Below are 15,203 nucleotides of genomic sequence, written 5' to 3' on the forward strand. Positions count from 1 at the left end.
CTCACTCCTCGGGGTCGGCGGGCTCGGCGGGCTCGGCGGGCTCGTCGTACGACGCGGGGACCTCGGTGGGGTCCTCGGGCCGGTAGCGGTCGGCATAGGTGACCTGGGCGTCCTCCAGCAGCCCAGCGAGCCAGCTGCGCCACGCGTCGAGCTGCCGCCGGGTCGTGAGCGCCTCGAGCAGCGTGACCTGCACGTCCTCGAAGGCGAGCGGGTCCCCGGCGACGACCTTCTCGACCCTGCCGACGTTCCATCCGTACTGGGACTCGACCGGGCCGAACACCTCGCCCTCGCCGACCGCGAAGGCCGCCTCGGCATAGGCCGGCTCGAGCTCTCCGGCAGCGAGCGTGCCGAGGTCACCACCGGACTTGCGGGTGCTCTGGTCCAGGGTCTCGGACCGTGCCACCTCGGCGAACGGCTCCCCCTTCGCCAGCCGGTCGGCGACCCGACGGGCGCTCGCCTCGTCGGCCACCACGATGTTGCGCAGGTGACGCCGCTCCGGCGTGGTCATCTGGGCCCGGCGCGCGTCGTACTCCTTGCGGGCGTCCTCGACCGTGGCGTCCGGGACGTCCGCGGTCACCTGGTCGAACAGCTCGCTGGTCTGCAGCGTGCGGACGATCTCCGCGAGGACCTGCTTCTCGGAGATCCCCTCATCGCCCAGGAAGGTCAGGAACTGCTGTCGGTCTCCGCCGAGCCGCTCGCCGATGATCTTGTCGAGCTCGGCGCGCGACTGCTTCTCGGAGATGACGATCTCTCGATCCGCGGCCTCCCGCTCGAGGAGCAGGCTCATCGCCAGCGACTTCGCGGCGTCCCGGTCGAAGGCGGCGCGTCCGGGATCGTCCGTGGGCGGCTTCACGCCGTAGAGCGCCTCCAGGCCGGCGACGCGGGTCTCGAGCTCGCTCGTCGTGACGACGCTGCCGTGGATCCGCATCACCGCATCGGCGGGGAGCTCGTCGTCGTCGGCGGCAGCGACCTGCCACGTGGCGACGCCGGCCACCGCAGCCCCGACGAGGAGGACGACGGCCCACTGCCGCCGTGACAGCACGGTTCCGTCGGCACGCCGCCTGATCGGCAGCCTCGGACGTCGGAGCCTCATCGTGTTCCCCTCCCGATCGTGAGCCTGCTCTTCTCCGCCTCGCTCAGCGCAGGCGCCGCGCGGTCCGTCCCCGCGGCGTCCCCGATCCCGGCACCGTCCTCGGCGCCGGTGCGCTGGACGGCCCGCCGGTCAGCCCGGTCGGCCTCCACCCCCGGCGCCGCCGCCCGGCGGAGCGCGGTCGGGTCGCGGTGCTGCTGCGCAGCGCCGGGCGCGACAGCGACGACCAGGCGCGCGGCGACGTACGTGGCGACCACGCCCCCCGCGAGGAGCAGCCCGAACCCGCGCAGGACGGCCAGCTCGGACAGCGCCAGGCACAGGTAGCCGACCGTGCCCGCCGAGGCTGCGACCAGCACGCTGCGGCGCAACCACCGCCGGTCCGCCGAGCCGTCGAGCATCACCGTGAACTCGCAGGCGGTGACGGTGATCAGGGCACCCGCGGCGAGCGTCAGCGGGTTCAGCTGCTGACCGGTCAGCTTCAGGCCCAGGAACACCCAGCCCGATGCCAGCAGGGAGGCGCCGACGACGAGGAGCGCCAGGCGTCGCGACCGCGTCAGCAGGCCCACCGCGAGCCCGGCCACGGCGAGGCTGACCACCGTGATCACGAACCGGCTGGCCGACATCGCCGTCAGGCCGTTGGCAGCCACCACCGGGAGGCCCACCACCTCCGCGCGGTAGCCGTCCGGGGCATCGGGCAGCAGGCTCTCGACCTGTCGCACCAACCGGCGCTGCGCCGCGACGTCGTCGATGTCGACACCGTAGGTGGACACAGCGACGTCGCCCCCACCCCCGACCACCGCGCTGACCAGGTACGGCGGCAGGAGCTCCGAGCCGGCGACGACCTGGGCCGGGGTGGCGTCGGTGCCGAGGAAGCTGAGCAGCCGCGGCAGGGTGAGCAGGGGGCGCAGCTCGTCACCGTGCTCGGCGGCGATGCGGTTGTCGACCTCCTGCGCCCAGGCGAGCAGCTCGGGAGTCAACACCTCCGGACCACGGACCACGACGCTGATCTCGGAGGAGAAGCCCAACGCCTGCTGCGCGCGATCCACGTCGCCCAGCTCGGGGAGCCCCTGGGCGAGCTGCTCGGGCCGGGACTCCAGCGACAGCCCCGGGAGCAGCACCCAGCCGAGCACGGCCGGCAGGACCGCCACGGCGGCGATCTTGCGAACGACGCCGGTCGGGACCGAGCGACCGGAGCCAGGCGCCGCCGTCCCCGTCTCCGCCGGCTCGATCTCCGCCAGCCGGGACCGCAGGACGACGGCCCACAAGAAGGTGATCGCGACGGCAAGGGCGATCGCCAGGCCGAACTCGCGCACGAAGGGCAGCGGTGAGATCGCCAGGGCGGCGAACGCGAACACGGCGCCGGTGCCGGCGGCGATGACGCGGCGCCGCTGCGCCGGCTGCGACAGGTAGAGCGGGAAGTCCGAGCCGATACCGAGCACGATCGGCAAGAACGCGACCACGCCCAGGGAGAGCGGGCGGTGCAGCCAGCCGAAGACGGCGAGCGTCGAGGCGGTGCCCAGGCCGGCGGCCAGCAGGGGCCGGAGCCGGTCGCGGCGCCGCCGGCTCCACGGCGCCAGGAGGAAGACCAGCGCCACGGCGGCGACGGCGAGCAGGCCCAGGCGCGGCGCCTCGGTGGCGGCACGGTCGGCGACGGCGGAGGTCAGCACCGGCACTCCGGTGATGATCGGCTTCTCGACCTGGAGCCCGCTCGCCTTCACCGTGCGCCGGACCGCGTCGACCACCCGACGGGTCTGCGCCTGGTCGAGTCCCTCCCGCGGCCGGACCAGGATGCTGGCTGAGCGTGCGGTCGGCAGGAGGAAGCGCCACTCGGGGCGCGTCTCGCCGTCGATGCCGAGCAGCATGTTGGCCACGAACTGCTGGTTGCGCAGGCTGGGCAGCCCCATGGGCATCGCCTCGACCAGCAGGGCGCCGTACCGGCTGTCGAAGCGGGCGAGCTGCTTGGCGACGAACTCCTCGACCTGTTGGTCGGTCAGGCCCTTGCTGACCGCGGTCGCCCGAGCGGTGTTGGCGAGCGCGTCCCGGCGCCCGCTCACCTGCAGCAGCACGTTGCGGATCGCGATCGCGCTCTGGTTGAGCACCGTGCCGGGTCCGTAGACCACGGCGACGTCACGGACCTGGGAGAGCTTGCCCTCCAGCGCAACGAGCTCGGCGAGCTGCTCCTGCTCGAGCACGATGCCGTTGCGGGCATGACCCTCGAGCACGACCACGATGGGGTCGGAGCCGAAGTCGCGGTCACGCTCGCTCAGCTGCTCGTAGGAGTCGTCGCCTCGGGGCACGAAGGACCCGATGCCCGTGTCGATGCGGACCTGGGCGAGACCACCCGCGATGGCGGCACCGAGGAGCAGGAGGACCACAGCGGCCCCCGCCCGGCTGCGCAACGGGAGGCTCGATGACCGTGACTGCACCTGGCCTACTCCTCCCGCTCGATGTGGGGGTACTTGCCCTTGTACTTCGCGGGCTGACCGGCCTTGCCGGGGGCCGGGTACGGGTTGTTCCAGTGCAGGGGGTTGATCGCCTGCAGGTCGATCGGGATGTTGCGGACGCTGTACTCGCTGAAGATCGGCGTCAGGCGCACCGGACGCACCCCGTTCTCGACCCTGCCGTCGAAGCTGGCGCCGAAGTTGCCGAAGAAGGAGCCGATGTCGACACCGTAGGGCTGGAGGTAGGCGACCATCGGGTTGACGTTGGCCAGCAGCTCGTCGACGTCGGGGGCGATGCCGCTCAGCTGCCGCGCGAGGGCGGGGACCTGGTCGAGGGTCTGCGGGGCCCTCCCCAGGGACCGGTCCATCGGGTCGAGCAGGGTGCGGAGGCTGTGGGTCACCGACGGGAGGTCGTCCAACGCGCGCGACAGCCCGGGGGCCGACGCGTCGAGGTCCGCGGCGACGGGGCGCAGGTCCTCGGCCAGTCCGTCGAGGGTCCCGGTCGCCTCGCCCGCGGAGTCGACGAGTGCCGGGAGCCCGCGCACCGCCGCCGCCAGGTCGTCGTCCTGCGACGCGGTGACCGCGGTCAGCTCTTGGGCGCTCGACACCAGCGAGGCGAGGTCGTCGCGGCCCGTGTTGAGGGCGGCCATGATCGTGTTGGCGTGCTGGACCAGCGCGGCCAGGTCCGCGTTCTGTGCCTCGATGGCGTCGATCGCGGTGTACCCCTCCCGGCCGATGTCGCCGACCCCGGCGAGCAGCTGTCCGATCTCCTTCGAGCGGCCCTCCGTGGCAAGACCGGCCGACCCCAGGGTCTCGCTCAGGTCACGCTTGGTCTGGTCGTCGAAGGCCGCGAAGACCTCGTCGACGTCGACCGCGGGGATCACCGACTCCCCGGAGAGGACGGTCCCCTCGGGGAGCGCGTCCCCCTTGCCGTCGACGATCTCCACGAAGGACTGCCCGATGATCGACTTCAGGGCCACCCGGACGGTCGCCCCCTCGTGGAGGGGGACCACGTCGTCGTCGAGGCGCAGCCGCACCTCGCTGACACCGTCCACGAGCTCCTGGCCCACCACGGTCCCGACCTTGACCCCGGCGATGCGGACCTCGCCGTTGGCCTGGGTGTTCTTGACGTCGTCGGTGCGGAAGCTGATCTCGTAGGAGGCCCCGCCGGGCAGGGCTCCGCCGGAGCTGCCCCACAGCCACACGAAGCCGACCACGAACAGCGTCACCATGCCCAGCACGGTCGCCAGGGGCGCCATCCGGCGCCGGCTCTCCACCGCCTGCGTCACTGTCCTGCCCCCTCGATGCCCATGTCCTTGATCCCGCCGAGCGGGTTGGTCAGATCGACGTTGACGTTGGCGCGGCCCAGGCCGCCGTTGGCGTCGTACAGGCTGAACGACGACGAGGTCTGGTAGACGAACGCCGCCAGGTCCTCCATCCACGGCACGATCCGCTCGGTCGCCGCGGGCAGCGTCGCGGTCACCGGCCGGAGGTCACGCAGCGCGTGGTCGAGGTTGACCGACAGCGGCCGCAGGTCCGCGACCAGCGGCCGGGCACGCTCGATCACCGGCCGGGCACCCCGCACGAACTTTCGGATCGCCTTGACCGTCCCCGTCACGTCCCGGAGTGCCCGGGGCAGCCGGTCGGACGCGCTGGTGAGGTTGCGCAGCGTGGGGTCCAGCTCGGCGCTCAGCGTCTCGACGCTGCTCATCGAGCCCTTCACGTCGTCGGCGAACCCGGGCAGCTGGTCCAGCGCCGCGGCCAGCTCGGTGTCGCGCGCGGCCAGGGCGCCGAGCGTCTGCTGCGCCGCCAGGGTCAGGTCGGCGATGCGCTCGTCGTCCTTGCCGACCGCGCCGGCGATGTCGGCCATGGCGCTCACCAGGCGCGACAGGTGGGCGCGGCGCTCGGCGATCTCGTCGAGCACCGGCGTCCACGACCGCATCGCGCCGGCCGTGTCCGAGAGGCCGGGACCGAGATGGCGAGGCCCCGAGGCCAGGGCGACGTCGGCCTCGTTGAGCAGGGAGGTGAGCCCCGCCCGTGCCTTGTCGTCCAGCTTGTCGAACACCTCGTTCGGCTGGACCGCCCGGTCGGTCTGGGAGAGCGGGAGGACGGCGTTCTCGGGCAGCGGCCCGGCGGACGGGTCACCCGGCTCCAAGGTGGCGTACATGACGTTGAGCGGTGACTTGGTGCGGATGACGACCCGGGCGTTCTTGTAGACCTTCTGGTCCGGGTCGATCTGGAAGGTCACCCGGGCGAGCCCGTCCGCGGAGGGCTTCGCCGCGGTGATCCTGCCGACCTGGACGCCGGCGATCCGGACCTCCTGGAGGGACTCGGGGCGGACCGACGGGGCCTTGTCGAAGTCGGCGGAGAAGGTGAACTTGTCCGTCCAGGGCGCCTTGAAGTCCTGGTGGCTCAAGATGTAGGCCGAGCAGATCACGCCCAGGACGAGGCACGCGACGAGGGTCGTGGTGTCGCGCAGCAGGCCCGGCGTGTTGCGGACGCGCTGGCTGACGCTGGACAGGGAGTGCTTCATCGGACGTCACCTCGCAGCTGCGGCAGCAGGTCGGCGAGCATCTCGTCGAGGCCGATCGGCTGCAGGGTCGATGTGCCGGCTCCCGCCTGGAAGTTGAGCAGGCTGCCCTGCGGGTCCTGCGTCATCGAGGACCGGTCGAGGTTCGTGATCATGTAGGCGATCTCCTCGTAGAACTTGTTCTGGGCCTGGACGCCACCGCCGCTGTTCCGGTAGGGGCCGTCCGGCGCGCCGTGCCACGTGCGGTCGAGCTTGTCCAGGATCGGTCCCTCGACGCGCTGGATCACCGGCCCGCGGACGTCGTCGACGAGACCGGTGGCGTTGTCGACGACCGGGACGAGGGTGGCCACGGTCTCGCGGGCGTCCCGCAGCAGCGGCGGCAGGTCCTCGACGACGGGGCGCGCCTCCTCGAGGGTCGGCGCGAGGGCGTCGAGCAGCGGCCGCAGCCGCCGCACCGTCGGCACCAGGTCGTCGGTGGAGCGGTCCAGCAGGTCGAGCGTGCCGTCGAGGCGCGCGAGGCCCCGGTCCGCGGCGTCCAGCGTCTCCGGCAGCCGGTCGACGGTCGCCGCGAGGTCGTCGCGGTGGCCGGCGAGAACGCGCGAGGTCGTCGCGAGGTCGACCAGGAGGGGATCGAGCTCGTCGCGACGCTCGGCGAGGGTCTGGGCGAAGCCCTGGAACCCGCTCACGACCTCGCGCAGGTCCTGCTCGGGCCGGGTCCCCTGCGCCGCCTCCAGCGCCTCGGTGGTGCTCGGCAGGGTCAGCGGCGCCTGGTGGAGCACCTCCTCGAGACCGGTCCGCCCGCCCTTCTCCAGGCTCGTGCGGAGCTTGCGGACGACGCCCTGGGTGGCGGCCCTCGTGTCGCTCGGCAGCGCCGCGAGCACCTTGTCGAGCTCCACGGGCGTGCTGGTCCGCGCGGCCGGGATCGTCGCCCCGGCGTACGGTCCGGATCCGCCGGGGATCAGCTCGACGCTGTACTGGCCGCCGAGCAGGGTCAGCGGCGTGACCCGGGCGGACGGCTCGGAGCCGATCGCGACGAGGGCGTCGTCGTCGACCTTCATCCGGACGACGGTCCGCTCCCCCACGCGGTCGATGTCGGTCACGATGCCGACCTTCAACCCGGCGACCTTGACCTTGGACAGTCCGGCACGCAGGCCGTAGTTGCCATCGAACTCCGCCGTCACGGTCTCGCCGGACTGCAGCGCGACCTTGATCGGGTTCTTGAGCGCGAGGACGGCCAGGACCAGCGCGATCACGAAGAGGAACACCGCTCCCGCTCGCGCCCGGGCCGACAGGCTGGGCAACATCCTGCTGATCAACGAGGTGCTCACCGACTGACTCCTAGTTGTCGAAGGCCCGGCCGGGACCCGGGTAGGGGTCCACGTCGGCCAGCGGGTCGAGGACGCTCACGGTGTGGAGCCCGGGGAAGTTCAGCATCGCGCTGAAGAAGTGCCGGTCCTTCGCGAAGCGACCGCTCAGCAGGTCGTGGTGGGAGAAGAGCCGTCCCGCGTCGGGCCAGTACGGCACCAGGGTGGTGAGGAGCGGCTCGGCGAGCGTGATCGTGCGGGTCGCACGGTCGACCACCGGACGGAGGTCCTTGACCGCAGGGTTGAGCTCCTTGACGGCCGGCTCGGCCTTCCGGGTGAAGCGGATCACGGTGCGCGCGACGGGTGGCGACTCGACGAGGAAGCCGCGCAGGTCGGGCGTGGCCTGCACGAGGCGCCGCACGCCCGGGTTGAGCTCCTCGACCGCCGAGGCGGTCGTCAGCAGCGGGTCGTTGATCTCCTTCAGGCCGGCGCGCGCCGTCTCCAGCGTGCCCGGCAGCGTGCGCAGCGTCTCGCGCAGCGGCGCGCCGCCGTCGACGTCGAGCGCCGCCATGGTGGTCGCGCCCTCGTCGAGCAGCCGCGCGAGGCGCTCGCTCTGCCCGTCGAACTGGCTGGTCAGGCTCTCGGCGTTGACCAGCAGGTCGTCGAGGTCGGTGCGCGGATCAGCCAGGGTGCTCACCACGGCCTCGCCCTTGTCGAGCAGGTCCGGCGCCACGGCCCCGATGTCCTGGAGATCCTGGCCGTGGCCGAGCAGCCCCCCACCGACCGATCGCAGCGTCGACTGCAGGCCCTGGCGAGCCGGCTTGTCGAAGCCGGCCAGCACGTCGTCGAGCGAGGACGGGTCGGTCGTGCGCTCGACGGGAATCGGGGCGCTGCCCAGCTCACCGGCCGCGGCCGTCCCCGGGTCCAGGTCGACGTACTTCTTGCCGAGCGCCGACTCGTTGCCGACCCGGGCGGTGGCGTCGCGGTACACGTCGCGGTCGCCGTCGAGACGCAAGGTCACGCGGGCGTGGCCGTCGACGTACTCGATGTCCGACACGACGCCGACCCGGACCCCCTTGACAGTCACCTTCTGCTGCGGCTTGAGGGTGCCGACGGTGGCGAAGTCCGCGCGCACGTCGGTGTACTTCTTGAGGGGCAGCTTGCCACCCCCCTGGACGGTCACGCCGACGTAGGCGATGAGCAGACCGATGGTCACGGTCACGACGCCGATCGCGAACCTCCGGACGTCGTCGCGATGTGCTCCACGGTTCACTTGAGAAGCCCTCCGAGTCCTCCGAGGAGCTGGCCGAGCAGGCCGAGCTCCTGATCCACGTCGAGCCCGGTCGCGCTGGTGGGATCGGCGGCCGGAGCGGGTACGGCGGCAGCCGGGTCCGTCGCGCCGCTCTCGACCTGCGCACACTCCGGGTCGGTCACGAGGATCGCGCAGAGATCCAGCACGCCGTCCTTGCCGAGCAGCTTGGTCACCTGGTCGATCGCGCCCGAGAGGTCTTCCGGGGCGGCGGGTGCTGCGGGGGCACCGGCGGCACCGGTGCCGCTCTCGGGTGTGCGGTGACCGCCGTCGCTCGGCGAGAGGAGGGGCGCGCCCTTGACCAGCGCGGTCAGCGCGGCGGGCGTCACGTGGAAGACGCCGCGGAAGTAGTGCGAGACGGCGTCGCGGCCGTTGGTGCTCAGCGCCCACTTGCGCACGAACGCCATCAGGTCGCCGAGATGGCGGTCCAGGAGCTGGTCGCCGACGGGGACCAGGCCCTCGGCCACGCTCTCGAGGTCGTCACCGGACCGGCGCAGGGCCGTCACCATCGGCGCGGCCTGCTCGAGCAGCCGGTCGGCCTCGGCGAAGACGCCGTCGAACGAGGCGAAGGCCGGCGTCGCGTAGACCGTGAAGTCCTCGATCTCCCCGGCGATCTGGTCGAGGTCGTCGGTGACCGGTCGGGCCTGCCTCAGCGTCGGGGCGGTCGCGTCGGCGACACGGTCCAGCGCGCTGAGCGTGGTCCGGGCCTCCTTGAGGGTCGCCGGGAGCTGGGCGATGGTCGCCTTGATGCCGTCCTGCTCCGCGCCGAGCGCGACGAGGAGGTTGCGGGTCTGCTCGACCAGGGCGTCCATCCGCTTCCCGTCCGGTCCGGCGGCCGCCGTGGCCAGGGGGTCCGCGCTGGTCAGCAGCTCGCCGAGCACGTCGTTCTGTGCCCGCAGGACGTCGCCGAGACGATCGACCTGCTGCATGGTCGGTGCCAGCGCCTTGAGCGCCGCGGCCATCTGCTCGCCGTTGCCCTCGACGCCCGAACCGAGCTCGCCGACCAGGGCGGCGAGGGCGGTCCCCGTGGGGTCGTCCACCGTGTCGAGCACGTCCTGCAGCGTGGTGACGGTGCTGGTCTGCTCCACCGGGATGGCGCCGCGCAACGAGGGCTGGTCGGCGGACCCGGGCTGCAGCTCGATGAAGTTCTCACCGAGCAGGTTGATCGGGCGGATGGACAGTCGGGCGTCCTGGTGGAGGGGGAACACCGCCGAGTCGATGTCCAGCACCACGCGGGCGAGCCCGTTCTGGAGCTCGATGTCCTGGACCTCGCCGACCTTGACGCCGGAGGCGCGGATCTCGCTGCCGACCTCGAGCGGACTGACGTCCTTGAAGAGTCCGACGACCTGACGGCTCTTGCCGTCGTCGCCACCGGAGGCGGTCCCCACCGCTGCGGCGGCCAGGACGAGCGTGCCGACGAGCGCGAACCGTGCCGGTCGGGACAACGAGCTGAGGTGACTGCTCACTGGATCGCATCTCCGTTCGCGTCTGCCCAGGTCTGCTTGGCGATCGAGCCGGGCTCGGGGCGGGCGTCCTGCTGCTGACCCACGGGGACTCCGGGCAGCAGGTCGTCGACGCTGGAGACCGAGGCGGTGATCAGGGCGCGGGCGTAGTTGCCGGCGCCGTTCTGGCTGCCGAAGATCCCCACCCAGTTGCTCAACCAGCCGGCCAGCTCGGGCGTGTAGGGCCGCAGGAAGGCGACCATCGGGTTGGCCTGCTCGAGCGCGCTGTCCGCGTCCGGCAGGAGGTCGCGCAGGCCGGAGACGAGTGCCGGGGTGCGCTGCAGGAGACGGTCGGCATGGTCGAGGGTCGCCGGCACCTCCTCCAGGGCCGGTCGGGTCGCCGCCAGGACGGGCGCGAGGTCCTTGGTGATGGCCGGCAGCTTCGCGGTCGCCGGGGCGACCTCGCGCAGCAGCACCCGCGCGGAGTCGACCGGCTCCTTCACGCCCGACAGCGTCTTGGTGGCCGTGTCGATGGTGTCCGGGAGGCGCTTGAGCGTCTCGCTCAGGTCGCCCTGCCGCTGAGCCATCGCCTGCAGGAGGACGTTGAGGTCCTGCACGCTGCTCGAGAGCTCGCCGTCCCGCGCCGCGACCGTGTCGGCCACCTGGGCGAACTGGCTGACGATCTTCTTGATCGCCGGACCGTCGCTGCCGACGGCGCGCAGCACCTCGCCCAACGCCTCGATCGTGGGCCCGGCCTCGGCGAGCGTCTTGTTGAGGTCGCCTTCGTTGCCCGTGAGCGTCGTGTTGAGCTCGGCGAGCAGCCCCTTGACCTGGGCCCGGGTCGGCTCGTCGAGCATGGCGAGCAGGTCGTCCACCTCGACGTTCTCCGGCGCAGCGGCGAGCAGGTGGCCCGACGGCAGCTCCTGGTTGCCGCTCTTGCCGGAGGTCAGCTCGACCACGCGGGCGCCCAGCACCGACTGCCACTTGATCCGCGCGGTGGTGCCGGCCGGGAGCGGCGCGTGGTCACCGTCGACCTCGAGGGTCAGCAGCGCGCGTCCGTCTCGCACCGCGATGTCGGAGACCTTGCCGACCGGGTGGCCGGCGAGGAGCACCTGGGCGCCGACGAACGTCTGGTCGGCGGCGGGCGTCACGACCTGGAGCCGGTAGGGGTCGGGGCCGAGCACCTTCCAGGCAGCCGCGACGAGCGCGGCGATCGCGACGAGGGCCAGCAGCTGGCGGGTGCGTGACCAGGTGGAGATCGCCATGTCAGTCCATCCCCAGGGGGCCGTCGGCGGCGCCGGCCAGGAACTGCCGGACGAACGGGTCGTCCGACCCGAAGGCGCCCTCGGCCTCGCCGTAGTGGATGACCTTGCCCTTCCAGATCACCGCGACGTCGTCACTGACGGTCCGCGCGGTGGGGATGTCGTGGGTGATCACGATGTAGGTGCCGCCGTGCTCGGCGTGCACCTCGGCGATCAGCTGGGAGAGCAGCTTGGTCCGCACCGGGTCGAGACCGGAGTCCGGCTCGTCGAACAGCACGACGTCCGGCTTCATCACGAGGGCGCGCGCGAACCCGGCACGCTTGCGCATGCCACCGGAGATCTCGTTGGGAGCCTTGCCGATCGCCTGCTCGAGCCCGACCTCCCGGAGGCGGTCCATGACGATCTCCCGGATCTCGTCCTCGGACTTGTCGGTGTGCTTGCGGAGCGGGAACGCCACGTTGTCGTAGATGTTCATCGACCCGAACAGGGCGCCGTCCTGGAAGAGCACGCCGAAGCGGGTGCGCAGCTCGTAGCGCCGCGCCTCGGAGACCTGCCAGATGTTCTCGCCGAACACCCGCACCTCACCCGCGTCGGGCTCGAGGAGGCCGACGATGTGCTTGAGGAGGACCGACTTGCCGGTTCCGGACGGACCGAGCACGGTGGTGATGGCGTTGTCACGGAAGTTGACGCTGAGCCCGTTGAGGATGGTGGACGAGCCGAAGCTCTTGTGCACGTCACGGACCTCGACGGTGTGCTGTTCCGCGGCGACGGCCGCCTCGTCGTGCATGCCCGGACGCTCGGTGGTGAGGGTCATCGTTGAACTCCTTCGTCCCTGGGTGTCTGGCCCCGGTCAGTTGCCGATGGGCGCATTGGGCGAGTTGCCGTAGAAGAGCTGGACCAGGACCATGCCGACGATGCTCACGAGCACGAGGTTGACGAGCATGGACTGGGCGGTGGCGCGGCCGACACCGACCGGACCGCCCGACGCGGTGTAGCCGAAGTAGCAGGCCACGACGACGATCATCAGCCCGAGCAGCAGGGCCCAGACGATGGCGATCGTGAAGTCCCGGACGTTCTGGAAGAGGAACAGGAAGTACTCGAAGCCGCCCGAGGACACGGTGTTGAGCAGCTCCACGTTGAAGAGCCAGCCGGCGCCGAAGTTGACCAGCAGGCCGACGACGAAGAGCAGGGGCATGGTGATCGCCGCGGCGATCACCCGGGTGCTGGCGAGATAGGGGACCGAACGCACGCCCATCACCTCGAGGGCGTCGATCTCCTCGCTGATCCGCATCGCGCCGAGCTCTGCCACGATCCCGCAGCCCAGCTTGGCGGCGATGATCCAGCCGAACACGACCTGGCACATACCGCGCAGTCCCGCGACCGAGTTGACCGACGCGATCAGGCTGTCGATGCCGATGCTCGAGTAGAGGAAGTTGGCGGTCAGCCCCATGACGGCGCCCATCATGAAGAGCATGAAGACCGCGACGAGGAAGTTCTGACGGATCTGCGCGCCGCAGTGGTGCATGATCTCGGCAGGGTAGAGGCGAACGGCCGTCGGGATGTCCTTGAGCACCTGGCCGACGAACTGGACGAAGGAGCCGACGCTCTCCAGCCGTTCCGTCGTGGGATCCGGCGTGGCCGCGGCCCGCGCCGGCGGGGCGGCGGGCTCGGGGTTCGCCCCGGGGTGCTCCTGCAGGTCGGTCATCGGAAGGCTCCCAGGTTGGGGAAGAGGCCCAGGAGGAGCGCGTTGAACGCGAGCTGCAGGACCCAGACGGCCAGGAAGGCGATCACGACCGCCTGGTTCACGCTGCGCCCCAGCCCGATCGCGCCACCGGAGGCGGTGAAGCCCTTGTAGCAGCACACCGTGCCGATCAGCAGACCGATCAGGAAGCTCTCGACGACCACGGCGACGATCGAGCCGGGCGAGACGTTGGAGAACAGGTTGGAGTAGAAGTGCTCGCTCGGCATGGACGCGACGTAGAGACCGCCGACGTTCATCGAGAAGACGGTGACCAGGAGCGACGGCACGGCCAGCAACGTCGTGATGAAGGTGATCGACAGCACCCGGGGCACCGCGAGGTCACGGACGGGATCGATGCCCATCACCATCATCGCGTCGATCTCCTCACGCACCTTGCGAGCGCCGACGTCGGAGGTGAGCGCGGTGCCGATCACCCCGGCCACGACCATGGAGTCGATCCAGATCGTGAAGGTGCGCATGCTCTGCAGGAGGAGCAGCGGACCGAACAGCTGGTTGGCTCCGGCCATGTCGAAGAACTGCACCGTCAGGATCGACATGAAGATGAGGAAGCCGAAGAGGGCGAACACGATCGGCACCCACGCGCGCTTGATCGTGACGTGCATGTCCTCCACCACCTGGCCCCAGTAGCCCCGGGGTTGCGTGATCGCGCTCCTGAGGATGCGTCCCAGCAGCTGGGCCATGCCCCCGGCCTCCGAGACGGGCCCGCGGACCACGCCGGGCAGACGCCCGACGAGACGGCTACCGCGGCCGTCGTACGGACCGACCGGACGAATCCGGCGGGCCGCGCTCGACTCGACAGTCATCAACTCACCTTGCTCCCCCATGACGGCCGGTTTCCCGATACCCAGCTGCGTGGCTGGCGTCACATCGATAACGGATGCGGACCACTGCTGTTACGGACGCTATCCTCAATACTTTAGGTTTAGGACGGCGTCGGACGGCTCTCAGAAGTCGATCACTCCGCGCAGGTTCACGCCGGCGTGCATGTCGGCGTAGCCCTGGTTGATCTCCTCCAGGGAGTAGCGCCGGGTGATGAGCTCCTCGAGCTTGAGGTGGCCCTCGCGGTAGAGCCGGAGCAGGTCCTCGACGGCCCGCGTCGGCTGCATCATGCCGAACAGCGAGCCCTGGATCCGCTTCTGGTACATCGCCAGCTCGAACAGGCTGACGGGGATGCCGTACTCGACGACATTGCCCATGCTCGTCAGCACGACGGTGCCGGCCTTCCGGATCGAGGCGAACGCCTCGGCCACGTGCTCACCGGTCACCACGCCGACGGTGACGATGGCCGAGTCGGCGCCCTGGCCGTTGGTCAGTGCCTGGGCGAGGTCGGTGGCCTGCTGCATGTTCTCGAAGGCGTCCGTGGCGCCGAGCTCGAGCGCCTTGTCGCGGTGGAACGGGGCCGGGTCGACCGCGATGATGCGCGATGCGCCGGCGAACTTCGCGCCCTGGACGGCGTTGATGCCGATGCCGCCCACGCCCATCACGATGACGACGTCCCCGGGACGCACGGCCGCCGCGTTGACCGCCGAGCCCCACCCTGTCGGGACGCCGCAGCCGACGAGAGCGGCGACCGAGAGCGGGATGTCGGGATCGATCTTGATCGCGCCCCACTCCGGCAGGACGGAGTACTCCGAGAAGGTCGAGACCAGCGAGCACTGACCCACATCGGCACCGTCCTCGGTGTGCAGCCGGAAGGTGCCGTCCAGCTGGGTGCCGAGCATCATGTAGGCGCCGTTGTCACAGAGGTTCTGCATCCCGCGCGCACACCAGGTGCAGCGGCCGCAGCCCGGGATGAAGGCAGCGACGACGTGGTCCCCGACCTTCAGGTCGCGCACGCCGGGGCCCACCTTCTCGACCACGCCGGCGCCCTCGTGGCCGCCGCAGAAGGGATAGGCCAGCGCCGGCACGTCGCCCTTGGCGTAGTGGTCGTCGGAGTGGCACAGGCCGGCGTGCTGGAAGCGCACCAGGACCTCGAACTCCTTGGGGTCGTCGACCTCGACGTCGATGATCTCCCACTTCCCGGGGGCGTCGAACAGGACCGCCGCACGCGACTTCACCACTGG

Annotated in this window: 12 protein-coding genes; all 12 read right to left on the reverse strand. The window is 71.2% G+C overall.

All coding sequences use genetic code 11. The annotated features are described in order from the left end of the window. Position 1: 1 nt before the first annotated feature. On the reverse strand, positions 2-1,093 hold the full coding sequence (locus tag KU893_RS05295) for a peptidylprolyl isomerase (RefSeq protein ID WP_218233299.1): 1,092 nt from the start codon (positions 1,091-1,093) through the stop codon (positions 2-4). Next, positions 1,090-3,516 carry an RND transporter family protein gene (locus KU893_RS05300; protein WP_218233300.1) on the reverse strand — a complete coding sequence of 809 codons (2,427 nt, stop codon included), beginning with the start codon at positions 3,514-3,516 and terminating at the stop codon, positions 1,090-1,092. The genes KU893_RS05295 and KU893_RS05300 overlap by 4 nt, the downstream gene beginning before the upstream one ends. Positions 3,517-3,521: 5 nt before the next feature. Beyond that, a complete protein-coding gene (locus tag KU893_RS05305) occupies positions 3,522-4,820 on the reverse strand; it encodes an MlaD family protein (RefSeq protein ID WP_218233301.1) in 1,299 nt (432 codons plus the stop codon). Beyond that, positions 4,817-6,064 (reverse strand): MlaD family protein, encoded by a 1,248-nt coding sequence (locus KU893_RS05310; protein WP_218233302.1) that lies wholly within the window; start codon positions 6,062-6,064, stop codon positions 4,817-4,819. The genes KU893_RS05305 and KU893_RS05310 overlap by 4 nt, the downstream gene beginning before the upstream one ends. Next, positions 6,061-7,389 carry an MlaD family protein gene (locus KU893_RS05315; protein WP_218233303.1) on the reverse strand — a complete coding sequence of 443 codons (1,329 nt, stop codon included), beginning with the start codon at positions 7,387-7,389 and terminating at the stop codon, positions 6,061-6,063. The genes KU893_RS05310 and KU893_RS05315 overlap by 4 nt, the downstream gene beginning before the upstream one ends. A gap of 10 nt (positions 7,390-7,399) precedes the next feature. Then, entirely contained in the window at positions 7,400-8,638 is a 1,239-nt protein-coding gene (locus KU893_RS05320) for an MlaD family protein (RefSeq protein ID WP_218233304.1), read from the reverse strand. After that, positions 8,635-10,119, reverse strand: coding sequence for an MlaD family protein (locus KU893_RS05325; RefSeq protein ID WP_218233305.1), 1,485 nt, complete (start codon positions 10,117-10,119; stop codon positions 8,635-8,637). The genes KU893_RS05320 and KU893_RS05325 overlap by 4 nt, the downstream gene beginning before the upstream one ends. 17 nt (positions 10,120-10,136) lie before the next feature. Beyond that, the gene (locus KU893_RS05330; protein WP_218233306.1) at positions 10,137-11,381 is read right to left on the reverse strand and encodes an MlaD family protein; all 1,245 of its coding nucleotides are present in this window, start codon (positions 11,379-11,381) and stop codon (positions 10,137-10,139) included. Between the two features lies 1 nt (position 11,382). Continuing rightward, positions 11,383-12,192 (reverse strand): ABC transporter ATP-binding protein, encoded by an 810-nt coding sequence (locus tag KU893_RS05335; RefSeq protein WP_218233307.1) that lies wholly within the window; start codon positions 12,190-12,192, stop codon positions 11,383-11,385. A 36-nt stretch (positions 12,193-12,228) separates the two neighbouring features. After that, positions 12,229-13,083 carry an MlaE family ABC transporter permease gene (locus tag KU893_RS05340; RefSeq protein WP_218233308.1) on the reverse strand — a complete coding sequence of 285 codons (855 nt, stop codon included), beginning with the start codon at positions 13,081-13,083 and terminating at the stop codon, positions 12,229-12,231. After that, positions 13,080-13,943 (reverse strand): MlaE family ABC transporter permease, encoded by an 864-nt coding sequence (locus KU893_RS05345; protein WP_218233309.1) that lies wholly within the window; start codon positions 13,941-13,943, stop codon positions 13,080-13,082. Before KU893_RS05345 ends, KU893_RS05340 begins: the two co-directional genes overlap by 4 nt. Before the next feature lie 141 nt (positions 13,944-14,084). After that, the gene (locus KU893_RS05350; RefSeq protein ID WP_218233310.1) at positions 14,085-15,197 is read right to left on the reverse strand and encodes an NDMA-dependent alcohol dehydrogenase; all 1,113 of its coding nucleotides are present in this window, start codon (positions 15,195-15,197) and stop codon (positions 14,085-14,087) included. Between the last annotated feature and the right edge of the window lie 6 nt (positions 15,198-15,203).

The organism is Nocardioides daeguensis, assembly GCF_019192965.1.
GTDB lineage: Bacteria > Actinomycetota > Actinomycetes > Propionibacteriales > Nocardioidaceae > Nocardioides > Nocardioides daeguensis.